Source organism: Ruegeria sp. BHSC037 (genome assembly GCF_059613045.1).
This window is the reverse complement of the sequence record NZ_JBXWRT010000001.1, coordinates 240,358-264,994: the sequence shown is the minus strand read 5'-3', so window position 1 is coordinate 264,994 and position 24,637 is coordinate 240,358. Positions and strand designations below refer to the sequence as shown.

Annotated in this window: 27 protein-coding genes; 20 read left to right on the top strand and 7 right to left on the bottom strand. The window is 62.6% G+C overall.

The features are described from left to right. Positions 1–2 precede the first annotated feature (2 nt). From AC2FMN_RS01230 to AC2FMN_RS01215, 4 genes are all read right to left on the bottom strand, one after another. A complete protein-coding gene (locus tag AC2FMN_RS01230) occupies positions 3–1,358 on the bottom strand; it encodes an amidase (RefSeq protein ID WP_496685532.1) in 1,356 nt (451 codons plus the stop codon). Further along, positions 1,355–2,719: a TRAP transporter large permease gene (locus AC2FMN_RS01225; RefSeq protein WP_496684519.1), complete on the bottom strand. Its 1,365-nt coding sequence runs from the start codon at positions 2,717–2,719 to the stop codon at positions 1,355–1,357. The genes AC2FMN_RS01230 and AC2FMN_RS01225 overlap by 4 nt, the downstream gene beginning before the upstream one ends. Then, positions 2,712–3,320, bottom strand: a complete 609-nt coding sequence (locus AC2FMN_RS01220) for a TRAP transporter small permease subunit (protein WP_496685530.1) — start codon at positions 3,318–3,320, stop codon at positions 2,712–2,714. The genes AC2FMN_RS01225 and AC2FMN_RS01220 overlap by 8 nt, the downstream gene beginning before the upstream one ends. Before the next feature lie 82 nt (positions 3,321–3,402). Then, a complete protein-coding gene (locus tag AC2FMN_RS01215) occupies positions 3,403–4,497 on the bottom strand; it encodes a TRAP transporter substrate-binding protein (RefSeq protein WP_496685528.1) in 1,095 nt (364 codons plus the stop codon). A gap of 245 nt (positions 4,498–4,742) precedes the next feature. Here AC2FMN_RS01215 and AC2FMN_RS01210 point away from each other — a divergent pair, with 245 nt between their 5' ends. After that, positions 4,743–5,573, top strand: a complete 831-nt coding sequence (locus AC2FMN_RS01210; RefSeq protein ID WP_496685526.1) for an IclR family transcriptional regulator — start codon at positions 4,743–4,745, stop codon at positions 5,571–5,573. A 6-nt stretch (positions 5,574–5,579) separates the two neighbouring features. On the opposite strand, the gene AC2FMN_RS01205 is transcribed toward AC2FMN_RS01210, so the two are convergent. After that, on the bottom strand, positions 5,580–5,945 hold the full coding sequence (locus AC2FMN_RS01205) for a winged helix-turn-helix transcriptional regulator (protein WP_496685524.1): 366 nt from the start codon (positions 5,943–5,945) through the stop codon (positions 5,580–5,582). A 125-nt stretch (positions 5,946–6,070) separates the two neighbouring features. On the opposite strand from AC2FMN_RS01205, the gene AC2FMN_RS01200 reads away from it, so the two are divergent. The 12 genes from AC2FMN_RS01200 (at position 6,071) to AC2FMN_RS01145 (ending at position 15,898) form a co-directional block, all read left to right on the top strand. Beyond that, the gene (locus tag AC2FMN_RS01200; RefSeq protein ID WP_496684198.1) at positions 6,071–6,679 is read left to right on the top strand and encodes an NAD(P)H-dependent oxidoreductase; all 609 of its coding nucleotides are present in this window, start codon (positions 6,071–6,073) and stop codon (positions 6,677–6,679) included. Next, complete coding sequence (locus tag AC2FMN_RS01195; RefSeq protein ID WP_496685522.1) at positions 6,666–7,385, top strand: glutathione S-transferase family protein; 720 nt, start codon at positions 6,666–6,668, stop codon at positions 7,383–7,385. The genes AC2FMN_RS01200 and AC2FMN_RS01195 overlap by 14 nt, the downstream gene beginning before the upstream one ends. Positions 7,386–7,608: 223 nt before the next feature. Next, positions 7,609–9,588 carry a bifunctional 2',3'-cyclic-nucleotide 2'-phosphodiesterase/3'-nucleotidase gene (locus AC2FMN_RS01190; RefSeq protein WP_496685519.1) on the top strand — a complete coding sequence of 660 codons (1,980 nt, stop codon included), beginning with the start codon at positions 7,609–7,611 and terminating at the stop codon, positions 9,586–9,588. A gap of 317 nt (positions 9,589–9,905) precedes the next feature. Beyond that, positions 9,906–10,667 carry an urease accessory protein UreD gene (locus AC2FMN_RS01185; RefSeq protein ID WP_496685746.1) on the top strand — a complete coding sequence of 254 codons (762 nt, stop codon included), beginning with the start codon at positions 9,906–9,908 and terminating at the stop codon, positions 10,665–10,667. A 1-nt stretch (position 10,668) separates the two neighbouring features. Beyond that, positions 10,669–10,971: an urease subunit gamma gene (locus AC2FMN_RS01180; protein ID WP_496685516.1), complete on the top strand. Its 303-nt coding sequence runs from the start codon at positions 10,669–10,671 to the stop codon at positions 10,969–10,971. 11 nt (positions 10,972–10,982) lie between these two features. Then, positions 10,983–11,141, top strand: coding sequence for a hypothetical protein (locus tag AC2FMN_RS01175; protein WP_496685513.1), 159 nt, complete (start codon positions 10,983–10,985; stop codon positions 11,139–11,141). After that, a complete protein-coding gene (locus AC2FMN_RS01170; RefSeq protein WP_496685510.1) occupies positions 11,138–11,443 on the top strand; it encodes an urease subunit beta in 306 nt (101 codons plus the stop codon). Before AC2FMN_RS01175 ends, AC2FMN_RS01170 begins: the two co-directional genes overlap by 4 nt. Beyond that, positions 11,443–13,152, top strand: a complete 1,710-nt coding sequence (gene ureC / locus AC2FMN_RS01165) for an urease subunit alpha (RefSeq protein ID WP_496685507.1) — start codon at positions 11,443–11,445, stop codon at positions 13,150–13,152. Before AC2FMN_RS01170 ends, ureC begins: the two co-directional genes overlap by 1 nt. Positions 13,153–13,167: 15 nt before the next feature. Next, entirely contained in the window at positions 13,168–13,614 is a 447-nt protein-coding gene (locus tag AC2FMN_RS01160; RefSeq protein WP_496684212.1) for an urease accessory protein UreE, read from the top strand. After that, positions 13,598–14,251 carry an urease accessory protein UreF gene (locus AC2FMN_RS01155; RefSeq protein ID WP_496685504.1) on the top strand — a complete coding sequence of 218 codons (654 nt, stop codon included), beginning with the start codon at positions 13,598–13,600 and terminating at the stop codon, positions 14,249–14,251. The genes AC2FMN_RS01160 and AC2FMN_RS01155 overlap by 17 nt, the downstream gene beginning before the upstream one ends. Further along, positions 14,248–14,883, top strand: a complete 636-nt coding sequence (ureG, locus tag AC2FMN_RS01150; protein ID WP_170359481.1) for an urease accessory protein UreG — start codon at positions 14,248–14,250, stop codon at positions 14,881–14,883. Before AC2FMN_RS01155 ends, ureG begins: the two co-directional genes overlap by 4 nt. A gap of 175 nt (positions 14,884–15,058) precedes the next feature. Further along, the gene (locus tag AC2FMN_RS01145) at positions 15,059–15,898 is read left to right on the top strand and encodes an EamA family transporter (protein ID WP_496685503.1); all 840 of its coding nucleotides are present in this window, start codon (positions 15,059–15,061) and stop codon (positions 15,896–15,898) included. 9 nt (positions 15,899–15,907) lie between these two features. On the opposite strand, the gene AC2FMN_RS01140 is transcribed toward AC2FMN_RS01145, so the two are convergent. Beyond that, positions 15,908–16,525, bottom strand: a complete 618-nt coding sequence (locus AC2FMN_RS01140; protein WP_490362398.1) for a TetR/AcrR family transcriptional regulator C-terminal domain-containing protein — start codon at positions 16,523–16,525, stop codon at positions 15,908–15,910. 127 nt (positions 16,526–16,652) lie between these two features. On the opposite strand from AC2FMN_RS01140, the gene mbfA reads away from it, so the two are divergent. From mbfA to AC2FMN_RS01110, 6 genes are all read left to right on the top strand, one after another. Further along, entirely contained in the window at positions 16,653–17,627 is a 975-nt protein-coding gene (gene mbfA / locus AC2FMN_RS01135) for an iron exporter MbfA (protein ID WP_496685501.1), read from the top strand. A 43-nt stretch (positions 17,628–17,670) separates the two neighbouring features. Beyond that, positions 17,671–18,600 carry an AEC family transporter gene (locus AC2FMN_RS01130; protein ID WP_496685499.1) on the top strand — a complete coding sequence of 310 codons (930 nt, stop codon included), beginning with the start codon at positions 17,671–17,673 and terminating at the stop codon, positions 18,598–18,600. A 97-nt stretch (positions 18,601–18,697) separates the two neighbouring features. Beyond that, positions 18,698–19,531: an S-formylglutathione hydrolase gene (gene fghA, locus AC2FMN_RS01125; protein ID WP_496685497.1), complete on the top strand. Its 834-nt coding sequence runs from the start codon at positions 18,698–18,700 to the stop codon at positions 19,529–19,531. A 3-nt stretch (positions 19,532–19,534) separates the two neighbouring features. After that, the gene (gene sthA, locus AC2FMN_RS01120) at positions 19,535–21,004 is read left to right on the top strand and encodes a Si-specific NAD(P)(+) transhydrogenase (protein WP_496685496.1); all 1,470 of its coding nucleotides are present in this window, start codon (positions 19,535–19,537) and stop codon (positions 21,002–21,004) included. Continuing rightward, positions 21,001–21,456 carry a YaiI/YqxD family protein gene (locus AC2FMN_RS01115; RefSeq protein WP_496685494.1) on the top strand — a complete coding sequence of 152 codons (456 nt, stop codon included), beginning with the start codon at positions 21,001–21,003 and terminating at the stop codon, positions 21,454–21,456. The genes sthA and AC2FMN_RS01115 overlap by 4 nt, the downstream gene beginning before the upstream one ends. Before the next feature lie 73 nt (positions 21,457–21,529). After that, positions 21,530–22,150, top strand: a complete 621-nt coding sequence (locus AC2FMN_RS01110; RefSeq protein ID WP_496685492.1) for an HAD family hydrolase — start codon at positions 21,530–21,532, stop codon at positions 22,148–22,150. A gap of 2 nt (positions 22,151–22,152) precedes the next feature. Here AC2FMN_RS01110 and AC2FMN_RS01105 read toward each other — a convergent pair whose 3' ends face one another. Further along, complete coding sequence (locus tag AC2FMN_RS01105) at positions 22,153–23,394, bottom strand: MFS transporter (protein WP_496685489.1); 1,242 nt, start codon at positions 23,392–23,394, stop codon at positions 22,153–22,155. Between the two features lie 145 nt (positions 23,395–23,539). Here AC2FMN_RS01105 and zapE point away from each other — a divergent pair, with 145 nt between their 5' ends. Next, positions 23,540–24,598 (top strand): cell division protein ZapE, encoded by a 1,059-nt coding sequence (gene zapE, locus AC2FMN_RS01100; protein ID WP_496685487.1) that lies wholly within the window; start codon positions 23,540–23,542, stop codon positions 24,596–24,598. The last annotated feature ends 39 nt before the right edge of the window (positions 24,599–24,637 follow it).

Below are 24,637 nucleotides of genomic sequence, written 5' to 3'. Positions count from 1 at the left end.
TTTCATACTCCTGTTTCTGGCCCGGCGGCGAGTTGGCGCTGCAACCAAGCGGCTGTGCGCAGAAGCCTGTCATCCTCTTCGGCGGCCCCAACCAACTGGACCCCGACCGGGAGGTCATTTTCACCAACCAGCAAGGGAAGGCTCAGACAGGGCAGGCCGGCCAGCGTCCACGTCAGGCAAAACACGGAATCGCCGGTATGGCCGGCGCTGAGCAGGGGCGCCTGCCCCGTTGCCGCCGGTGCGATGACCGCATCGTAATCGTTGAAGAAGTTTGCGAAAAACTCCTGAGCCGAGGCCATGATGCCCAAGGCATCTTCGTATTGCGCCGCACTGATCTTCTGGCCCCGGATGATGGCCTCGTGCATCTCGGCGCTGATCCTGTCGGGATCGCTTGCGGCAATCTCGGCCATGTTCTGGCTGATCTCATGGTCGTAGATCACTTTGTGCACGTTTGCCAGATCAGCCAGCTGTGCCGAGGCCGGAATGCGTTCGACGCGCCCGTCGAGGGCGTCGACGACGGCGTTCAGGCCTTCGGCCGCATCTTCGTCAAGACGGTCGTTGAAGGGAAAGTCCAGCCACACAAAATCAGGCTCGACCGGGGCTTCGGCCCTCGCGCCGGCCAGCATCTCGCCGCGCGGTCGGACAAAGCTGGCGGGGTCGGTCTGGTCATAGCCGGACACCGCGTCGATCAACAGCGCCGCATCTTCGAGCGAGTTGGCAAAGCCGCCGATCTGATCGAGCGAGACCGAGGTGCGGAACACACCGCTGCGCGAGATCGTGCCACGGGTGGGCTTGATGCCGAAGACCCCGCAGAACGAGGCGGGACGAATCACCGATCCACCTGTCTGCGTTCCAATCGCCAGCGGCACATGCCGCGCGGCCACGGCGGCGGCCGAACCGCTGGATGAACCGCCCGGTGAACGGGTGGGATCAAACGGGTTGGTCGTGTCGGTCGGGTGCATGAAGGCAAATTCAGTGGTTTTTGTTTTGCCCAAGATCACCGCACCGGAGTCGCGTAGACGTTCGACCAACCGCGCGTCGGCATCAGGTTGGCGACCGGCGAACACCGCGCTGCCCCGTTGGGTCGGCATGTCGCGGGTGTCCACGATATCCTTCAGGCCAACCGGAACGCCATGCAGTTTTCCAGTCGGTCGCCCGGCTTTGCGGATGCGGTCCAATTCCCGCGCCTGATCCAGCGCCGATCCCGCATCCAGATAAGCCCAGGCGCGGATCGCCGGCTCAGTCTGCTCGATCCTTTCAAGGCAGGCCTCGACCAACGCCTGTGACGTGATCCGGCCTGCCCGGATGGCATCGGCGGCGTGAACCGCCGAAAGCAGGGTCAGGTCGTGTTTCGTCATGGCACCCACACACCGAACAGATAGTCCGGGAACCACAACGCAATGCCCGGAAACTGGTACATCAGCACCATGCACAGGATCACGATCGCCAGATAGGGCATCAGCCCGCGGAAGATCTCCATCAGTTCGATCTGCGACTTCAGAACCCCCTTCAGGTAATAGGCTGACATCGCCATTGGCGGGGTCAAGAAAGAGGTTTGAAGGTTCAGGGCAACGAGCATCGCAAAGAAATACGGGTTCACCCCAAAGGTCTCGAGCATCGGCAGGAAAATCGGCACGAAGATGATCAGAATCTCGGACCACTCCAGCGGCCAGCCGAGCAGAAAGATGATCAACTGCGCCAGAACCAGGAACTGCCAAGGCTGCAGGTTCATGCCAACGACCCAGTGTTCGATGACGTCATGCCCCCCCAGATAGGAAAACACGGACGCGAAAGTCCACGATCCGACGAACAGCCAACAGACCATCGCCGTCGCCTTGGCGGTCAGAAAGACGCTTTGCTTGACTTTATCCCAGGTCAGGGACCGATAGATCATGGCCAGAACCAACCCGCCGAGCGCACCCATCGCAGCCGCCTCGGCCGGAGTTGCAAGCCCGCCCAGGATCGAGCCGAGGACCAGCAAGATCAGCACGGTCAGCGGCACGAAGGAAACCAAGAGATCCATATAGATCTGACGTTTGGGCGGGATGTCACCCTCGGCCGGCTTTGGGGCCAGCGACGGGTTCAGCCATACCCGCACCATCACGTAAACGATGTACAATCCTGCCAGCATCAGGCCGGGAAATACGGCGGCGGCATAGAGGCGCAGTGGCGACAACTCTGCGATTGCCGCATAGACGATCAACATGATCGATGGCGGGATCAGAATTCCGAGCGTTCCGCCGGCACAAATGACGCCGGCCGCAAAGCTGCGCTGGTATCCGGCATTGGCCATCGCCGGATAGGCCAAAAGACCCATCAGCGTGACCACTGCCCCAACGATCCCCGACGCGGTCGAAAACACCGCGCAAGTCATCAGGGCAGCGATTGCCAGCGACCCCGGCAGGTTTCGAGCCGCCATATACAGCGAGAAGAACAATCGGTCGACGATATTGGCCCGTTCAACCACGTATCCCATGAACAGAAACAAAGGGATGGCGACCAGCGTGTCATTTTCCATCACCGAATAGGTGTTCTGGTTCAGCAAGTAGAATATGTTGTTGTTGAAGATGTCCGAAATGGTTTCGGGGGCGGATTGGTAGTATGCATAGTACCCAAAACCCACGCCCATCGCCAAAAGCGTGAACGCGATCGGAAAGCCCAGCAGTACCAGTACGATGAACAGGCTGAGCATGAGGATGGCGACTTGAGGATCAGTCATCGCTGCGCCCTCCTTTCTCGGTACGGGTCGCATTCAGACGGTCGATGGTTTCGTCCATCAGCATGTCTTCGGTTTCACGGACATCATCCAGACGCGGCAGCCATTCGCCATCGCGCATGGCCAACCAACACCGGCCCATCTCGGCCAGGCCCTGGACCATCAGCAAAAAGCCTGCAAGCGGGATCAGGGTTTTGAAGAAATAGATCTGAATCCGCGCGGGGCTGTTCCAGCTCACTTCCTTGTAGCGCCAGCTGTCGGCTGCGATTTCCCAGCCGTACCAGAACAGGGCAAACATACCCGGGAAAAAGAACAGGATGTACAGAACGAAATCGACCCGCGCCTGCCAGCGGACGGAAAACAGTCTGTAAAGGACGTCGCCCCGGACATGCGCGTCCTGGGCCAACGCATAGGCGCCTGCCATCAGAAACAGCGCGCCATACATCTGTACCATCATGTCGAACGCCCATACGGTCGGGCTGTTGAGCACATAGCGCACGAAGACTTCGTACGATACAGAAAGCGTCAATATCAGAATGCACCATCCGAAGGCCTTGCCGACCCATTGGCTCAGCCCTTCGATGGCGTGGATTGTCTTGATCAAGGTCCGTCCCTCGCCTGTTCTACCCCGTATTAGGATGCCGCGCGCGGGGCGCGACCTCCTTTGGTGCTACTGACGTCGTTGGTCAGCTGAAGTAGTGCTTGTAGGCCAGCTTGTAGTCGGGCTGGTTCAGGTTCAGATAGTTCATGACCGTCTTGGCATAGGCCTTCTGGCTTTCGATGACCTTGGCAAAGAACGGGTCCTCGCCTGAAATCCGCTCGACCACCACGTCCCAAGCATCCAGCTGCGCCTGCATGACGCTGTCGGGCGTACGATAGACGTTCACGCCCTGCTCTTCGGCCAGCTTTACCAGATCTTCCGAGTAGCGCTTGGTGTTGTGCCAATAGAAGTTCGAGTTCTCGGCCTCGGAGGCGTATTTCAGAATTGCCTGAAGCTCGGGCGACAGGGCGTTGTACTTGTCCTTGTTGAATGTGACCTCGAAGAATTCCTGGCTCTGGTGGAACGAGGCCAGATGGTAATGTTTCGAAACGTCCTGCATGCCGAAGTCGCGGTCTGATGTCGGGTTGTTGAACTCGGCCGCGTCGATCAGGCCGGACTTCATCGCAGGCTGAATCTCGCCACCCGGCAGCTGCACCACAGACATGCCCATTTCCAACAGAACATCCGCCGCCAATCCGACGGTCCGGTATTTCAGACCGTTCATCTGGTCGGCGCTGGTGATCTGCTCTTTGAACCACCCCAGCGGCTGCGCCGGCATGGGCGAGTTGAAGAACGACACGACGTTCAGACCCAAGTTGGCCATCAATTCGTCGAACAGTTCCTGACCGCCGCCGTAATAGACCCAGCCCAGAACTTCTTGGCTGGACCAGCCAAAACAGGGGCCAGTCCCAAACAGCGAGGCCGTTTTGGATTTCGAATACCAATAGGCCGCCACGTAATGGGCCGCGTCCAGAACACCGCGGTGAACCGCGTCCTGCATCTGGCTGGTCTTCACGACCGAGTTCACGGGCAGCAGTTCGATGGTCAGGCGGCCTCCCGTCATCTCGTTGACACGGTTCACATAGGATTGAGCGTTTTCAAGAAAGATGCCTCCGCCCCAGGCCGCCTGCATCTTGAGTGTGGTTCCCTCCTGCGCGTGTACCGCGGGTGCCGCAAGCGCACCTGCGCCCACAACGGCCGACCCGCGCAGAAAATTTCTGCGGTTCAAAGATTTTGTCATGTTTCCTCCCTTGGTTGGGCACTGACCGTTTGCGCGGTGCTGGCTCCGATCCGCCCTCCTGCGGATGCCTCAACGATAAGCCAGAATCCCATTTTTTCAAAAGATTTTGGAAATACCTGAAAAAAAGGCAGAAAAAATCGCATAACATTATGTTTTTGAACACTATTATATTTTTCATTTTTTTACTGTGCTCTGGCCGCTAAGTTAAAGGGACACGAATTTGACGAATTGATGCTTGGATTTCCATGACCGAACAAACGCCCGCCGCGCGCCGAGGACGTCCGCGCAGGAAATCTCCGATGGAAACGAACGATGTCTCGCCGGTGATGGCGCTGGACCGCGGACTGCGTATCTTTTCGTGTTTGGCGGACATGCGCCGGGCGTCGCTTTCGGCGATTTCGACCGAGACCGGAATTCCGGCGCCAACTGTGCACAGGGCTTTGGCAACACTCCAAAATCGGGGTTTGGTGTCCCAGGACGGGACAGACGGAATGTGGCGCATCGGGCCACAGGCATACCGGATCGGCAACGCGTTTGAGCCCGGCTCGAACCTTCTTGAAATCGCACCGCCCGTCATGCGCACCCTCGCGGCGGAGACAGGCGAAACCGCCAATCTGGCCATCGAGAACGGAGGAGCGTTGCTGTACCTGGTTCAAGTCGAATCGGACAACCCGATCCGCGCCTCGATAAAGAACGGTACCACCACCAAGTTTCACACATCAGGTGTTGGCAAAATAATAATGGCTCACATGGACCCCGGTCGTCTTGAGACCCTACTGCGCAAGTCGAAACTCGAGGCCCAGACACCGAAATCAATCACCGATGTCGCGCAATTGAAGCACGAACTGCAAAGATGCAGGGCGCAAGGCTGGGCGATTGACGATGAAGAGCGCTTTCTGGGTATGCGTTGTATTGCGGCACCCATTTTCGATGTTTTGGGGCGCGTGATTGCCGGCCTGTCCATTTCCGGGCCCACAACCCGTTTTTCGGACGCCCAGCTTGAGGCGATGGCTGCTCGCGTCACGCGCGCCGCAGCCCAGATCTCCAACGGTTTGCAACAATCCCCCGAGGCATAGCGCCAGTCAGGTTTCACCGCCTGGTAATGTTTCGGTCCATTTCCGCAGCTCGTCTAGAAAACCGAGTGCAGTGCGCCCCAAATCCGTAACCGAATATTGCACCGAAACCGGCGAGGTTTCGAGCACTTGGCGGTGAACCAGCCCTTGTTGCTCCAATTGCCGCAGGCGTTCGGCGATCATCTTTTTGCTGGCCCCACCGATCATCCGCGAAAGGTCATTGAACCGCACCGGCTCGTCTTTGAGGTGCCATAAGATTGACCCGGTCCACTTGCCGCCGATGATCCGCATGCCGCGTTCGATGGGGCATGGTTCGCGGCACGCATCCACTGCTTGCCGCTTTCCTTGGTCGTCCTGTTCGATACGGGCACGCATCGCCTTCTCCAATCCAGTAGATTACAAAAAGTAAACTGGTTGCAATTCCTCACTACTGTTCTCAAGTTCGGTTTCACCCCGGCCAAAGTCAAGGGGCAAGCAGTTTCAAAACCAAGGATATGAAGATGAGCAAGATCCAGATCGTGAACGGTACGCAGCCTTACGAGTTCGCACCTGGCCGCCTGAATGCGTCGCTGGTGCAACGGGCGCAGGACGCACTGGCCGGTATGGGCCACGAGGTGCGTATGACCACGGTTGCCGAAGGGTACGACATCAACACCGAGATCGACGCGCATGTCTGGGCGGATGTGGTCATCATGCAGTTTCCGGTGAACTGGATGGGTGTACCGTGGGTGTTCAAGAAATACATCGACGAGGTCTACACCGCGGGCATGGACGGCCGGTTGCTGGCCGGCGACGGCCGGACCGCCGAGGCGCCCAAGGCCAACTATGGCACCGGTGGCCTGCTGCACGGAACGAAATACATGCTGTCGGTCACCTTCAACGCCCCGCGTGAGGCGTTCGACAACCCGGCCGAGCCGTTCTTTGCCGGGGCCAGCGTCGACGACCTGTTGTGGCCCATGCACCTGAACGCCAAGTTTCTGGCGATGCAGCCTTTGCCCACCTTCGCGGCCTTCGACGTGATGAAGAACCCCCGGATCGAACAGGATTTCCAGAGGTTCGACGCGCATCTGAAAGAGCATTTCGAGGAGATCGCGCATGTCGCGGCCTGACATTCACCTGTACACCGCGGCCACGATGAATGGCTACAAACCGGTGATCTTCTTGGAAGAGGCAGGCGTGCCCTACGACCTAACCCCCATCGACTTTTCCAAACAGGAACAAAAGACGCCGGCGTTCTTGTCGCTGAACCCCAACGGCAAGATTCCGGTGATCGAGGACCGAGAAGAAGGACGGGCGATTTTCGAAAGCGGCGCAATCCTGTGGCACCTCGCGCAGAAATACGGTCGATTCCTGCCCTCTGACCCCGTGCAGCAGTCCGAGGTGATGCAATGGATGCTGTTCCAGGTCGGACATGTGGGTCCGATGATGGGCCAGGCGATGTATTTCCAGCATATTGCCGCCCCCAACGGTCATACCGAACCGTTCTCGATCCGCCGCTACGTGGACGAAAGCCGCCGCCTGATGGAGGTGATGAATGATCGCCTGAATGGGCGCGACTGGATCGCGGCGGGGCAATATACGATCGCGGACATGATGCTGTACCCCTGGGCGCGGGCCTATGTCTGGGCACGGGTTCAGGTCGATGATCTTCCGCATCTGAACGCATGGTTCGACCGCATCGACGCCCGGCCCGCAGTTCAGAAGGCGCTGACCATTCCCAAGGCCAATCCTCAGTTCTGGGATGCCGCGGCTGATGCCAGTGCCTTTGCGCGGGAAAACGCCGCGCGGTTTGCTAGCGACGTGAAAAAAGACTGAGGCCGCGGCCCGGGCGCCCCAGCCTGGGCCCGCACCACGGCGCGTTAGGCGCCGCACCGCCCGAGCGCAGCTCGATGGCCGCGTGGACGCTTTACTCGGGTGTCAAAAGCGGTCAGTCTGAACCATCGGCGCGCCGGGTGATCCCCGCGGATCGCGCTGTCACGTCATTGTCGTCATTAACGTTCAGATGATGCGTCGACCAATTTATTTCGAGAGGTGCTTCATGACCCTATCCAGCAAATTCGCGATGTCGCGGCGTCAATTCCTGGCCACCACCACGGCTGGCGTCGCCATGGTTTCCCTGCACCCGTTTTCCGCCGCCGCCGCAAGCAATCAGGCGCATCTGCGGATCATGGAAACGACCGACATTCACGTTCACGTCTTTCCCTATGACTACTACGCCGACAAGCCGCGCGATACGGTAGGTCTGTCGCGCGCGGCCTCGATCATCAACCAGATCCGGGCCGAGGCCACAAACTCGATGCTGGTCGACAATGGCGACTTTCTTCAGGGCAACCCGATGGGCGACTACATCGCCTACGAGCGTGGCATGAACGATGGCGACACCCACCCGATCATCAACGCGTTCAACACGTTGGGTTATGATGCCGCGACGCTGGGCAACCACGAGTTCAACTATGGCCTGAGCTTTCTGGAAAAATCGCTGGCCGGGGCGCAGTTCCCGATCGTGCTGGCAAATATCGCCAAGGAACAGGGTGCAAATCCGCGCGCAGACAAGACGCTGGTGCAGCCCTATGTCATCCTCGACCGCGAGATCGAGCTGGGCGATGGCAGCAAGCAGCCGATCCGCATCGGCGTCATCGGCTTCACCCCGCCGCAGGTCATGAACTGGGACCGCCGCCACCTGGAAGGCAACGTGCAGGCCCGCGACATCGTCGAGACCGCCAAAGCCTTTGTGCCCGAGATGAAAGAGCAGGGCTGCGATCTGATCCTGGCCCTGTCGCATTCGGGCATCGGCGCGGCCGATCACGCGGACGGGATGGAGAACGCCTCGGTCCCGCTGGCCGGGGTCGATGGCATCGATGCGCTGGTGACCGGGCACAACCACCTGGTCTTCCCCTCGCCCACCTTCGCCGACCGTGCCGGCGTTGACGTGGACAAGGGCACGCTGATGGGCAAGCCGGCCGTCATGGGCGGGTTCTGGGGGTCGCATCTGGGCGTGCTTGACCTGCTGCTGGAACGCGACGGCAACGAATGGCGCGTGGTCACCACCACCTCCGAGGCCCGGCCGATTTCGAAGCGCAACGAAGACCGCTCGATCACCGCGCTGGTCGAGGACGACCCCAAGGTGCTGGCCTCGGTCGCGCAGGATCACGAGGAAACGCTGGCCTATGTGCGCCGCGCGGTGGGCAAGACCTCGGCCCCGCTGCACAGCTATTTCGCGCTGGTGGCCGACGACCCCTCGGTCCAGATCGTGTCGATCGCGCAAAAATGGTATATCGAAGAGATGCTGAAAGGCACCGAGCATGAGGGCCTGCCGATCCTGTCGGCCGCGGCACCTTTCAAGGCCGGTGGCCGGGGTGGCCCCGAATACTATACCGACGTCCCGGTGGGCGATGTGGCGATCAAGAACGTGGCCGATCTGTATCTCTATCCTAACACCGTGCGCGCGGTTCGCGTGAACGGCGCGCAATTGCGCGGCTGGCTGGAGCGTTCGGCCGGGATGTTCAACCAGATCGAGCCGGGCGCCAAGGATGCGCTGCTGCTGAACCCCGAATTCCCGTCCTACAATTTCGACGTGATCGACGGTGTGACCTATCAGATCGACCTGTCTCAGCCCTCGCGCTTTGGCCCAAAGGGCGAAGAGGTCAACCCCGACGCAGCGCGCGTCGTGAACTTGCAGTTCAACGGTGCTCCGGTGACCGACGACATGGAGTTCATCATTGCCACCAACAACTACCGCGCTTCGGGCGGCGGATCGTTCCCGGGCGCGATGGGCGACACTATCGTGTTCGAGGCCCCCGACACCAACCGCGACGTGATCGTGCGCTATATCGTCGAGCAAGGCACGATCGACCCCAAGGCCGACGGCAACTGGTCCTTCGCACCGCTGGGCGACACCACAGTTCTGTTTGAAACCGGCCCCAAAGCGCGTGATTACATCAGCGACGTCAAAGGGTTGGCGCTGGAAGATGCAGGCAACGGGGCCGACGGTTTCGCGGCCTTCCGCATCACGCTCTGACCGACGACAGACACCGGAACGGGCGGCCAAACTGGCCGCCCTTTTCTTTTGATTTGTGGCCGAGGGCCGGATTATCACAGGCATTGGCGAAGTGATTATTCTTCGGGCGACAGGGGAAATAGTGCCCAGAAAATGGGCTAACGAGTGTTCTGACCCAATTGCCTCTGCCGGGCTGCGCTGACTCGAGGAAATGGCTGTGGTGCTTTCGCATCCGACAGTCCTCTCGCCCGGAGCTTCCAATTACTTCTTTGTCCGCAATAACGCCCGCACAAGCGATCGCCGCGCCTCCTCGTGCCGTCGGGCGGGGCGTGGTGTCCGTGGTTGGGCGCGCTGGCCGGACCGAGTTGCAGGACCTGCGCCAGCAAGGGTCGCTGAAGTTGCTGTTTCCACGGCGCGATGGCGCTGACATGCAGGCCGTGCTGGTCAATACCGCCGGCGGCGTCACCGGCGGAGACAGATTTGACCTGTCTGCCACCGCAGGGGCAGATTCGCGTCTGACCATAACCACGCAGGCGGCCGAGCGCGCTTATCGCGCGTCCGGAGCAGCTCCGGGCCAGATTCGGACACATCTGACCGTGGCTACGGGCGGCCAGTTGAACTGGCTGCCGCAGGAAACCATCCTGTTCGATGGTTGCGCGATCGACCGCCGCCTGCGTGTCGATGTGGCCCCCGATGCCAGCATGCTGCTGGTGGAATCCCTGATCTTCGGCCGCGCGGCGATGGGCGAGCAGGTGACATCGGCTCACTTCCAAGACCGCATCGAAATCTGGCGCGCGGGCCGACTGGCGCATCTGGACGCGCTGCGTTTGACCGGTGATCTGGCGGCGGAAATGGCCCGGCCAGGCGTTGGCGACGGCGCCGGCGCACTCAGCAGCCTGATACTGATCCGCCCGGATGCCGCTGCGCATCTGGACCCGATCCGCGCGGCCTTGCCTGACACCGGCGGCGTCAGCCTTTTGGGTGATGACATGCTGTTGATGCGCCTGCTGGCGCCCGACGGTTTCGCGCTGCGCCAGACCCTTGTGCCGATCCTGAACCGGCTGACCCGCAATTCCCTGCCAAGACCCTGGATGATCTGACATGCAACTCTCGCCGTGTGAAAAAGACAAACTGCTGATCGCCATGGCCGCCGAGGTGGCGCGCAAGCGCCTGGCCCGGGGCGTGCGTCTGAACTACCCCGAGGCCATCGCGCTGATCACCGATGCCGTGGTCGAGGGCGCCCGCGACGGCCGCTCGGTCGCCGACATGATGGAGGCCGGCGCGCAGGTCCTCACCCGCGACCAGTGCATGGACGGCATCCCCGAGATGATCCACGAGGTGCAGGTCGAGGCGACGTTTCCCGACGGCACCAAGCTGGTCACCGTGCACAACCCCATCCGCTGAAGGAGATGACGATGAAATACCTGGGTTTCCTGCCCTTCGCCCTGATGGCCGCACCCGCGCTGGCGCATGACGGACCGCACCTGCACCCGCATGACTCGGGCACTTGGCTGGTGCTGGTCCTGCTGCTGGCGATCGGCGGCGTCGCATTCTGGCTGAAGGCGCGCAAATGATCCCCGGTGAGGTCATCACTGCCCCCGGCCAGATCGAGCTGAACGCGGGCGCGACGGCGATCACCCTGATGGTGGCCAATACCGGCGACCGGCCCGTGCAGGTGGGCTCGCACTATCATTTCGCCGAAACAAATCCGGCGCTGGACTTCGACCGGGCCGCCGCCCACGGCATGCGGCTGGACATCGCCGCCGGAACCGCCGTGCGTTTCGAACCCGGCCAGCGGCGCGAAGTGCAGCTGATCCCGATCGGCGGCGCGCGGCGCGTGTTCGGGTTCAACGGCGCAGTCATGGGAGACCTCTGATGCCAGCCCAGATCAAACGTTCCGACTATGCCGCCATGTACGGCCCCACCAAGGGCGACAAGGTGCGGCTGGCGGATACCGACCTGATCATCGAGGTCGAGCGCGACCTGACCACCTATGGCGAAGAGGTAAAGTTCGGCGGCGGCAAGGTGATCCGCGATGGCATGGGCCAGTCTCAGGCAACCCGCGCCGAAGGCGCGGTGGACACCGTGATCACCAATGCGCTGATCGTTGACTGGACGGGCATCTACAAGGCGGATGTGGGCCTGAAGGACGGGCGCATCGCCAAGATCGGCAAGGCGGGCAACCCCGACACGCAGCCCGGCGTCGATATCATCGTCGGCCCCGGTACCGAGGCCATCGCCGGCGAAGGCCGCATCCTGACCGCCGGCGGGTTCGACAGCCACATCCATTTCATCTGCCCGCAACAGATCGAGGATGCGCTGCATTCCGGCCTGACCACCATGCTGGGCGGCGGCACCGGCCCGGCGCATGGCACGCTAGCCACTACCTGCACGCCCGGCCCTTGGCATATCGGGCGCATGCTGCAGGCGGCCGACGCCTTTCCGATGAACCTGGCCTTTGCGGGCAAGGGCAACGCCTCGCAACCGGCTGCTCTGCGCGAACAGGTCCTGGCCGGGGCCTGCGCCCTGAAGCTGCACGAGGACTGGGGCACCACCCCTGCGGCCATCGATTGCTGCCTGTCGGTGGCCGACGAGATGGACGTGCAGGTGATGATCCACACCGATACGCTGAACGAAAGCGGGTTCGTCGAAAACACCGTGGCCGCCATGAAAGGCCGCACGATCCACGCCTTCCACACCGAGGGCGCGGGCGGTGGCCACGCCCCCGACATCATCAAGATCTGCGGCGAAACGCATGTGCTGCCCTCCTCGACCAACCCGACCCGGCCCTTTACGGTGAACACGGTCGAAGAGCATTTGGACATGCTGATGGTCTGCCATCACCTCGACAAATCCATCCCCGAGGACGTGGCCTTTGCCGAGAGCCGCATCCGGCGCGAGACCATCGCGGCCGAGGACATTCTGCACGACATGGGCGCCTTCAGCATCATCGCGTCCGACAGTCAGGCGATGGGCCGCGTGGGTGAGGTGCTGATCCGCACATGGCAGACCGCCGACAAGATGAAGAAACAACGCGGGCGCCTGCCTGAAGAAACGGGCGAAAACGACAATTTCCGCGTGCGCCGCTATATCGCGAAATACACGATCAACCCGGCCATCGCGCACGGGCTGGGTACCCATATCGGCAGCATCGAGGAGGGCAAACGCGCCGATCTGGTGCTGTGGAACCCCGCCTTTTTCGGCGTGAAGCCCGAGATGGTTTTGCTGGGCGGCACCATCGCCTGTGCGCAGATGGGCGATCCGAACGCCTCAATCCCCACGCCTCAGCCGGTCTATTCCCGGCCGATGTGGGGGGCTTATGGCCGCTCGGTCGAGCAGGGCGCGGTGACCTTCGTGTCGGAAGCCGCGCAAGAGGACGGCATCGCCGCGCGTCTGGGCCTGGCCAAGCAGACCGTCGCCGTGCGCAACACCCGGGCGATCGGCAAGCGCGATCTGCGACTGAACGATGCCTTGCCCGAAATCGACGTGAACCCCGAAACCTACGAGGTACGCGCCGACGGTGAATTGCTGACTTGCCAACCCGCCGAAACCCTGCCCATGGCGCAACGCTATTTCCTGTTCTGAAAAGGGATGCCCTCGATGCTTGCCACATCACAGAAAATCCGCCGCAACGGTCAGTGGGACGAAACCCATGGCACCGTGACGCTGAACTACGAAGACCGCTTTCTGCGCCGCCGGATGCTACGCACCACCCAGAACGAGGAGTTCCTGGTGGATCTGTCGCAGACGACGTCGCTGGACGGGGGGGACGCGTTCGAACTGGCCGATGGCCGCCTGATCGAGGTGGTTGCCGCCGAAGAGGACCTGTTCGCCGTCACCGGCCCCGATCTGACTCGGCTTGCCTGGCATATCGGCAACCGCCACACCCCCTGCCAGATCGAGCCCGACCGCCTGGTGATCCGCCGCGACCATGTGATCCGCGACATGCTGCTGAAACTTGGCGCGACGGTTCAAGACATCCGCGCGCCCTTCAGCCCCGAAGGCGGCGCATATGGGCACGGGCGGACGCATGGCCACAGCCACTGACCTTGATCTGCTGACGCTGACGCAGTGGCTGTCACCCGCCTACCCAGTCGGGGCTTTTGCCTATTCGCACGGTCTGGAACGTCTGGTTCAATCGGGCGCGGTGCACGATGCGGCCAGCCTGCGGGATTGGCTGCACGACGTGCTGGAATACGGTGCCGGATGGTCGGATGCCCTGTTTCTGACCGCCGCTTGGCGCGCCAAATCCGAGCTTGCCGTGGCCGAACTTGACGATATGGCCCGCGCCTTCGCCGGCCCCTTCGAGCGCAGGTTCGAGACCGCGCAACAGGGCGCTGCCTTCTGCGGTGTGACGGCAGCGGTCTGGGACATCGAGCTGGCGGATCTGACTTATCCCGTCGCCGTCGGCTGCGCCGCGCGCCACGCCGGTTTGCCGGTGGAACCGACCGCGCGGCTGTATTTGCATGCGTTCATCAGCAATCTTGTTTCGGCCGCGCAGCGGCTGATGCCCCTCGGCCAGACCGCTGCGCAAGGGGTCGTCCGAGACATGGCGCCCTTGTGCGCACATCAGGCGCACGCGGCGGTGGAGGCCGATCTGTCCGCCCTGTCCGGCACCGCCTTTCTGGCCGAGATCGCGGCCATGCAACATGAAACTCAACAACCAAGGATATTCCGCACATGAGCAGCATGAACGGCCCTCTGCGGGTGGGCATCGGCGGCCCGGTCGGTGCGGGCAAGACCAGCCTGACCGCCGCCCTCGCCCGCGCGCTGCGCGACACCCACTCGATCGGGGTGATCACCAATGACATCTACACGCAAGAAGACGCCGAGGCGCTGATGCGCATGCAGATCCTGCCGCAGGACCGGGTGATCGGGGTGGAAACCGGAGGCTGCCCGCATACGGCGATCCGCGAGGATGCCTCGATCAATCTGGCCGCGGTGGCCGAGATGGTGCGCCGTCACCCCGAGGTCGAGATCGTTCTGATCGAATCCGGCGGTGACAACCTTTCGGCCACCTTCAGCCCGGAACTGGCCGATGTGACGATCTATGTGATCGACGTGGCCGCGGGCGAAGAGATCCCCCGCAAGGGTGGCCCCGCGATCACCCGGTCGGACATCCTGATCATCAACAAGATCGACCTTGCCCCGCATGTCGGAGCGGATCTGTCGGTGATGCAGCGCGATGCGGCCCGGATGCGCGGTGATCGGCCATTCGTATTCACCAACCTGCGGAGCGGTAGCGGAACGAGTGAAATCATCGACCTGTTGGACAAGATCGCCGGCATCGACGCCGGACGGCGTGCAACGGCTTAGGACCAGCAACGCGCCTTTGGACTCTTGCTGTTCCAGACTTAGGAACCTTGCGCGCGCAGGCCAATCCGATGTAACCGGAATCGACCACCGGCGCGGCCCCGCTGACAGCCCGGTGCGAGAAAGTTGCAGCCGGGCCGATCCTGCTTGGGGCCGCCCCATCACCTGAGGACCGCCGGTGAGCCCATTCGTCGTTGCAATCATTCTGTCGGCTGCCATCCTGCACGCCGTCTGGAACGCCATCGTCAAAACCGCGGGCGACCGGACGACCACGCTGGGCCTTGTGGCCTTCGGGCATGTGATCCCGGCCAGCGTCATGATCCTTATCCTGCCCTTTCCGGGCGGCGAAAGCTTTGTCTACATCCTTTTGTCCACGGTGGTGCATTTCGGCTATTACTACATGCTGGGCAAAGCCTATCAGCATGGGGACCTCAGCGTCGTCTACCCGATCGCGCGGGGCATCGTTCCTGCGTTGGTGGCGCTGTGGGCCTATCTTTTGCTGGATGAGGTTCTGCCCCTGCAAGCCTGGATCGGCATCGGCCTGATCGCGGTCGGCATCCAGCTCAGCAGTTGGAGCTCGCTCCGGCAAGGGGTCGGCGGCGCAGCGCTGGGGTTTGCGGTGGGTACCGGACTTTGCATCTCGGTCTATTCGGTTGTGGATGGCATCGGGGTGCGGCTGTCTGGAAACACGCTCAGCTACTGGGCTTGGGGAGCGTTTTTGCATCTGTTCATCGCCGGATTTGTGGGCCTTCGACGGCGCCAGGTTCTGGCACAGCTTCCGGCGCGCACCTGGGCGATCGGCATTCTGGGCGGTTTCGTATCGATGCTGGCCTATGGACTGGTGCTCTATGCCAAGAATTTCGCACCGCTGGGGGCGGTCTCGGCGTTGCGGGAAACCTCGGTGATTTTTGCGGCCCTGATCGGCTTCGTCTTCCTGCACGAAGGCTATTGGGTGCGCAGGCTGGGGGCCGCAGTTCTGATGGCGGGCGGTGTGGCGCTGGTTGGGCTGTCGGGTTGAGCCGATCCGTCAGGTGCCGTACCGCGCCATGAACATCTCGACCGCGTTCCTGGCCACTTCGTCGATTTCCTCGTCCGAGAACCGGGTCTGGATCCCCAAGGCCGCCAGCGTCCACAGGCGCACCTTGCACAGTTCGGCGAATTGTTCGGCGGCAAAATGCACGTCATCAATCGCCAGTTCGCCCTTGGCCACGGCTTTTTCCAGGTATTCGGCCATCTGGCGCTGGCCGTTGGCGGGGCCTGCCTCGTAGAACGCCTTGCCCAGTTCGGGAAACCGGTCGCGCTCGGCCACGCAGATGCGGAACACCTGCTGCGCGAAATCCGACACCAGAAACCGGGTCAGATGGGTTGCCGTGATCATCAACGCCTCGCGCACGGGCTTGGTCTCATCGATCATGGCCAACACGTTTTCAGCCATACGGCAGCACTCGGTCTGCGCCACCTCGGAAAACAGAAGCCGCTTGTCGGGGAAATAGCTGTAGAGCGTGGCCTTCGATACGCCCGCCGCGCGTGCGATGTCATCGACGCTGGCGCCTTCGAACCCGTCCGCCATGAAAACCTCACGGGCGCCTTTCAGAACCTGGTCGAATTTCCGTCCGGTACGCACGATGGTGGCGGCTTGGGTCATGGTGTCTCCTTGGCTGGGTGGTGCTGCAAATCTATAAACCGTACAGTTCAGTTTCAACGGTTTTCGACAAGGGTTGAATGCCCGATCGCACCGGATATATTAGAACCATTCTAAAAATGGGGCAGAGATGCGGTTTTTCACCCAACGCAAACACTTCAAGGATCTGACCGAGCAGGAAATCCTCGCGCTTGCGATTTCGTCCGAAGAGGACGACGCGCGAATCTATCGGTCCTATGCGGAAATGCTGCGCCAGGACTATCCGGCGACGTCGAAGATCTTCGACGGCATGGCCGCCGAAGAGGACGAGCACCGCCGTCGACTGATCGCGTTGCATGAAAAGCGATTCGGCCCGGTCATTCCCCTGATCCGCCGCGAACACGTCGCCGGGTTCTATGCCCGCCGCCCCATATGGCTGGTCGAGAACCTCGGTATCGAGCGCATCCGCGAAGAGGCCGAGATGATGGAGCGCGACGCCGAGCGGTTCTATCTGGCCGCCGCCGCGCGCACGACCGACGCCGCGACCCGTCAGTTGCTGGGCGATCTGGCGGCGGCCGAGGCCGGGCATCAGGCCACGGCAAACGAATTGGAACAGGCCCATCTGGGCCATGACGAGAAAGAGGCCGAGAAGGCCATCGCGCATCGGCAATTCATTCTGACCTGGGTGCAGCCGGGGCTGGCGGGGCTGATGGACGGATCGGTGTCGACCCTGGCGCCAATCTTTGCCACCGCCTTTGCCACCCATGATCCGTGGACGACCTTTCTGGTGGGTCTTGCCGCCTCGGTCGGGGCGGGCATCTCGATGGGCTTCACCGAGGCCGCCTCGGACGATGGCGAGTTGTCGGGCCGTGGCTCGCCGGTCAAGCGCGGGCTGGCCTCGGGGGTGATGACCACGCTGGGCGGGCTGGGCCATGCCCTGCCCTATCTGATTCCGGACTTCTGGACCGCGACGATCATCGCCTTCTTCATCGTGTTCGTCGAATTGTGGGCCATCGCATGGATTCAGAACCGGTACATGGAAACGCCGTTCTTCCGTGCGGCCTTCCAAGTGGTTCTAGGCGGGGCGATGGTACTGGCGGCGGGGATATTGATCGGCAGCGGGTGACACGCGACTTGCGAAGCGGTCAAATCATGTTACCACTTCGCCCATGGTCGATATCTTTCTGCGCACCCTGCCCTTCTTTGCGATCATCGGCCTGGGATACTGGGCCGGGCGAAGCCGGTTCTTCACCGAGGACGCCACGGCCTATCTGACCAAGTTCGTGTTCTACTTCGCGCTGTCGGCGATGCTGTTCCGCTTTGCCGCCACGCTACCCTTTGCCGAGATCTTCAATGCGCGGCTGATGCTGGGCTATCTGATAGGCACGGCGGGCGTTTACGCGCTGGCGACGCTGGTGGCCTGGCTGCGCGGGCTCGACATCCCCACCGCGGCGGTCGAAGCGCAATGCGCGGCCATCGGCAATGTGGGCTTTCTGGGTCTGCCGATGCTGGCCATGCTGTTCTCCGAGGCCGCCATCGGGCCGGTCATGCTGGTTCTGACGGTCGATCTGGTGGTGTTTTCCTCGCTGATCGTGATCCTGATCAATGGCGGGCGGGATGGTCGGCTGAGCGTCGGGACATTGCGATTGATCGGGCTCGGTTTGCTGAAGAACCCCATGATCGTCTCGATCTCGGCCGGGTTGATCTGGTCGGCCCTGCAGATGCCGGTGCCGGCCCCATTGAACGATTTTCTGACCATTCTGGGCGGCGCCGCCACGCCGGGCGCGCTGTTCGCCATCGGCGCCTCGCTGGCCACCAAATCGGCCGAGCGGGTTCAGATCGCGTTATGGCTCAGCTTTTGCAAACTGGCCGTGCATCCGGCCTGTGTGGCCGTGGTGCTGCTGTGGCTGCTGCCGACCGATCCTTTTGCCGCCGCCGTGGCCATTTCCGCTGCCGCCCTGCCCGTGGCCGGGAACGTCTACATGCTGGCAGCGCACTACGGGGTGGCGCCGCACCGGGCCTCGGCGGCAATTTTCTTGTCGACCCTGGTCAGCATTTTGACCATTCCCTTGGTGATCGCCTGGGTCGGGACCCCCTGAAGCAGGACAAAAAAGCCGCGTTCCCGGCCCGCTGCACTTTACGCGGCGTCCCTTGCCCGTTAGCCATGGCGCAAAGCCAACGTAAGGATGATGCCAGATGGAAACCCTTTCCGAAAACGCCTGTTTCGGTGGCGTGCAGGGTGTGTACCGCCACGCCTCAGCGGCGTGCCAGTGCGACATGACTTTTGGCCTGTTCCTACCGGCCGAGGCCAAGGACCGCCCGGTTCCGGTCCTGTGGTATCTGTCGGGCCTGACCTGCACCCATGAAAACGCGATGGTCAAGGCGGGCGCGCAGGGCTGGGCCGCAGAACAGGGCATCGCACTGGTCTTCCCCGACACCTCGCCGCGCGGCGAGGGGGTCGCCGACCACGAGGATTACGATCTGGGCCAGGGTGCCGGGTTCTATGTGAACGCCACCCAGACCCCCTGGGCCCCGCATTTCAACATGTGGGGCTATGTGGCCGAAGAGTTGCCCGCGCTGCTGGTCGAAAACTTCGCCATAGACGGCGACCGCCAGGCCATCACCGGACATTCCATGGGCGGCCACGGCGCGCTGACGCTGGCGATGAACCTGCCGGGCCGGTTTCGGTCGGTCTCGGCCTTCGCGCCGATCTCGAACCCCACGGCCAGCGACTGGGGCCGCAAGCAGTTGAGCGCCTATCTGGGCGACGACCCGGCCGCCTGGGCCAAACATGACGCGGCGCTAATGATGAAGGAAAAGGGCTTTGACGGCCCAATCCTGATCGACACCGGCACCCACGACCAGTTCATCGACCTGCTGCGACCCGAGACCCTGGCCCAGGCCATCGCCGAACGCCGTCAACAGGCGACGGTCCGGCTGCAGCCGGGCTATGATCATTCCTACTTTTTCGTGTCCACCTTCATGGAGGACCACGTCACCTTCCACGCCGAAGCCCTGTACGGAGACTAAGGGATGAGCGAATACGACTATGATCTGATCATCATCGGCTCGGGCCCATCGGGCCGCGCGGCGGCGATTCAGGCGGGCAAGCTGAAACGCAAGGTTCTGGTGGTTGACCGTCGTGACCGTTTGGGCGGCGTGTCGGTTCACACGGGCACGATCCCGTCGAAGACACTCCGCGAAACGGTACTGAACCTGTCTGGCTGGCGCGAGCGCAGCTTTTACGGCCGTTCGTACCGGGTCAAGGACCAGATCCGCGCCGAGGACCTCAAGGCCCGGCTGCACATGACGTTGGACTACGAGGTTGACGTGCTGGAACACCAGTTCAACCGCAACCACGTTGAAACCATGGACGGCGTGGCCCGTTTTGTCGGCCCGCACGAGATCGAGGTCACCGCCGATGCGGGCGACACCACCCGCCTGACGGCCGCGAAATTCCTGATCGCCACCGGCACCAAGACCTATCGCCCCGATTACGTGCCCTTCAACGGCAAGACCATCGTTGATGGCGACGAGTTCCTGGAAATGGCCGAGATCCCGCGCTCGCTCTGCGTGATCGGCGCAGGCGTCATCGGGGTGGAATACGCCACGATGTTCTCGGCGCTCGACGTGCGGGTGACGTTGATCGAACCGCGCGAGACCTTCCTGGATTTCATCGACAAGACCCTCATCCAAGAATTCACCCACCAGATCCGCGAAAACGGGGTGGACCTGCGCCTGGGCTCGGCCGTGGAGAAGATCGAGGACGCTGGCAAGCATGTCGAGGTCACCATGGCCAATGGCCGCCATGTCCGGGCCGAGATGCTGCTGTTTGCGGCGGGCCGCATGGGCAACACCTCAGCGCTGAACCTCGAAGCGGTTGGAATCAAGACCGACCACCGCAACCGCATTTCGGTCGACCGCAAGACCTATCAGACCTCGGTACCGCATATCTATGCCACCGGTGACGTGATCGGCCATCCCTCGCTGGCCTCGACCTCGATGCAGCAGGGCCGCGTGGCCGCATGCCACGCGCTGGACACCCCCACCCTGCCCGAAAGCCCGTGGTTCCCCTATGGCATCTACTCGGTGCCCGAAATCTCGACCTGCGGCATGTCCGAGGAAGAGCTGCAGGAACGCGGCATTCCCTACGAGGTGGGCGTCGCCCGGTTCCGCGAGACCTCGCGCGGGCATATCATGGGGCTCGAGCACGGGATGCTGAAGATGCTGTTCTCGCTGAAAACCCGCCGGGTGCTGGGCGTGCAGATCGTCGGCGAGGGCGCGACCGAGCTGATCCACATCGCCCAGGCGGTGCTGAACCTGAAGGGCACGGTGGACTATTTCGTGCAGAACACCTTCAACTATCCGACCCTGGCCGAGGCCTACAAGATCGCCGGGCTCGACGCCTTCAACCGGATGCCGATCCCGGAAGAGTTCAAGGTGCGCAAACCGGACACGCCCGAGCCAGCAAAGTTGGCGCCCAAAAAGGCCAAGCAGGCGTGACGACCTTGTATGTCGATGGCGACGCCTGCCCGGTGAAGGCCGAGGCCGAACGCGTCGCCACGCGGCACAAGGTGCCGATGGTGGTGGTCGCAAATGGCGGGCTGCGCCCTTCGGCCAATTCGCTGGTTCAGATCGTGACCGTGGCGCAAGGCGCGGACGAGGCCGACAAGTGGATCGCCGAGCGGTGCTGCGCGGGCGACATCGTCATCACCTCGGACATCCCGTTGGCCGCCAGATGCGTCGAGGCCGGCGCGCGGGTGCTGCGCCCCAATGGCGAGGCCTTCACCGCCGCCAATATCGGCCAGCAACTGGCGATGCGCGATCTGATGGCGGATCTGCGCGCCGCCAACCCGCTGGGCGCCGGGGGCGGTGGCAAACCGTTTTCCAAGGCCGACCGGTCGCGGTTTCTGGACGCACTCGAGCGCGAGATGCGCGCCGCCCTGCGGACCTGAGTTTGGCCTTGCATCCCGCCCGGCGGGTTGGTTCAGTCGGCCCCGAACGCAACACAAGCGAACAGGAAATCTCATGCCCGTAGAAGCGGTCGTTTTTGACATCGGCAACGTTCTGATCGAATGGCAGCCCGAGCGGTATTATGACCGCGTGATCGGCGAGGATCGGCGCCGCGAGATGTTCTCGGCCGTCGACCTCCACGGGATGAACGACCTGGTCGATCAGGGGCATCATTTCACCGAAACGATTTATGCCTGGGCCGAGAAACACCCAGAATGGCGCGACGAGATCCGCATGTGGCACGACAACTGGATCGAACTGGCCGCGCCCGAGATCCCGCATTCGGTCCGGCTGCAGCGCGCGCTGCGAGCCAAAGGCGTGCCGGTCTTTGCGCTGACCAATTTCGGGGTGCAGAATTTCGACTATGCCACCACCGTCTATCCGTTCCTGAACGAGTTCGACCGGCACTATGTCTCGGGGCGGATGAAGATGGTGAAACCGCATGCCCCGATCTACCAGATGGTCGAACAGGATTGCGGCCTGCCGCCCGAGACGCTGCTGTTCACGGACGACCGGATCGACAACATCGAAACCGCCCGTAGCCGTGGTTGGCAGACCCACCATTTCAACGGCCCGCAGGGCTGGGCCGAAAGGCTGGTGGCCGAAGGTCTGCTGACCCCGGACGAGGCCGCCTGATCCTAGGCGGCCGCGGGCTGCGCGGGGCGGTTTTCGCGGATCGGCAGGTGAACGATCGCGCTGAAGGCGCCGACCGCGACCCCGATCCACCAGACGACGGTGTAATCGCCGTAGATGTCATACATCCGGCCGCCCAGCCACACGCCCAGGAACCCTCCGATCTGATGGCTGAGGAACACCACGCCATAAAGCGTGCCCATGTAACGCAGGCCGTAAAGATGCGCCACCAGCCCCGATGTCAGCGGCACCGTCGCCAGCCAAAGCGAGCCCATCACGATCGAGAACACGATCACCGACATGGGCGTGATCGGCAGCAGGATGAAAGCAGCGGCCGCGACGGTACGCGCCGAATAGATCGCAGCCAGCAGGTATTTCTTGGGGAAGTGGTTACCCGCCCACCCGGCCAACAGTGTGCCGCCGATATTGGCCAACCCGACCAGCGAGATCGCCACCGCCCCCAACGCCGAGGTGGTGGTGATGCCCATCGAATGCAGCACGCCACCGGGCTGGATCGGGCCGCACATCTCGGTCACGAAGGCCGGGAAATGCGCGGTGATGAAGGCCAGCTGATACCCGCAGCTGAAAAAACCCAGGAATATCAGCGCATAGGACGGGTCGCGGAAGGCACGGCCCAGGATCTGGCCCATGCTTTCCTCCAACTCGGCCTTGCTGACCTGCGCGGGCGCGCGCATGAAAGGCAGCGTCAGCACAAGGGCCAGAATTGCAATGGCAAAGATGATGAACACCTGCTGCCAGGGCAGGAAGGTCAGCATCCATTCAGCCGTGGGCGCGCCGATCACCTGCCCGAAGCTGCCCGCCGCGGTCACGATCGCCAGCGACATCGAGCGGTTCTGGTCCGTCGAGGCCCGCCCGACCACCGCCAGTACGACGCCAAAGCCTGTGCCCGCGATACCGAAGCCCACCAGCCAGGCATAGAGTTGATGCCCGAAGGGCGTGACGGACCAAGCCGACAGGACCATCCCCGCCGCATAGGTCAGCGCACCAAGAATGATCGCCCGCCGGTCGCCCATCTTCTCTGCGATGGCGGCAAAAATCGGCTGGCCGATGCCCCAGGCCAGGTTCTGGATCGCGATGGCCAGCGAGAAATCGGTGCGCAGCCAGCCGAACTCCTCGGCGATCGGAATCTGGAACACGCCGAACGAAGCGCGCACGGCAAAGCTGACCGTGATGATCACGCATCCGACAATCAGCACCGGGTTTAGCAGACGGGCGGTTGGGGTCATGGGGCCTCCGGGTTCAGCCCGCCGACAGTATCCGCTTGGGCCCGCTCGTCAATTCAGGAGTTTTGCGGTCACGATTAACCAAAATTGATGCGTGCCGGAGGATGCCTTCTTTTCAACGGCGCGGGCGGGCGCTATGGCTCGGGCCATGACCGACATGATCTCGTTGTACGAGGCCCGCGTTGCCGATGGCACCCTGAACCGCGACGACGCGCAAGAGGCCGTTCTGCCTCAATTCGAGCGTATCCGGGCAGCACTGGCCGCGCCGGTGAAACGCGGGCTGTTCCGCAAGGCGCCGCCGGCGCCCAAGGGCTTGTACCTGTGGGGCGGGGTGGGGCGCGGCAAGTCCATGTTGATGGACATGTTCGTCGAAACGCTGGGCGATGTTCCGGCCCGGCGCGTCCATTTCCATGCCTTCATGCAGGAAATCCACGCCGGCATGCACCAGGCGCGCGAAACCGGCGTGCAGGATGCGCTGGCGCCGGTGGCGGCTTCGGTCGTGAAATCCGTGCGGCTGCTGGCCTTTGACGAGATGCAGATCACCGACATCACCGACGCGATGATCGTCGGGCGGCTGTTCGACCTGCTGCATGCGGGGGGCGTCGTCGTTGTGACCACCTCGAACCGTCATCCCGACGATCTGTACAAGGATGGCCTGAACCGGCAGCTGTTCCTGCCTTTCATCCACCACATCAAGCAGCAGCTCGAAGTGTGGGAGCTGACGTCGCCCACGGATTACCGGCAAAACCGGCTCGAAGGCTCGCCGGTCTATTTCACACCCATCGGACCCGAGGCGCGGGAGAAGATCCGGGCCGTATGGGCCGACCTGTCAGGTGGACCGGCCGAACCATTGACCCTGCACGTCAAGGGGCGCGAGGTGGTGTTGCCCGCGTTTCGCAATGGTGTGGCGCGGGCGTCGTTCTATGATCTGTGCGGCCGGATGCTGGGGCCGGGGGATTACCTGGCAGTTGCCGAGGCGGTCAAGGTGCTGGTGCTCGAGGACATTCCACGCCTGTCGCGCAACAATTTCAACGAGGCCAAGCGGTTCGTGACGCTGATCGACGCGCTGTACGAGGCGAAGGTGCGGCTGATTTGTTCAGCGGCGGCGGAGCCCGAGATGCTTTACGTCGAGGGCGAGGGGACGTTCGAGTTCGAGCGCACGGCTTCGCGCCTGCGTGAGATGCAGGCACAGGACTGGGGGCAATAGGGGGGGCGCTGCCCCCGCCGCGCTGCGCGCGGCTCCCCC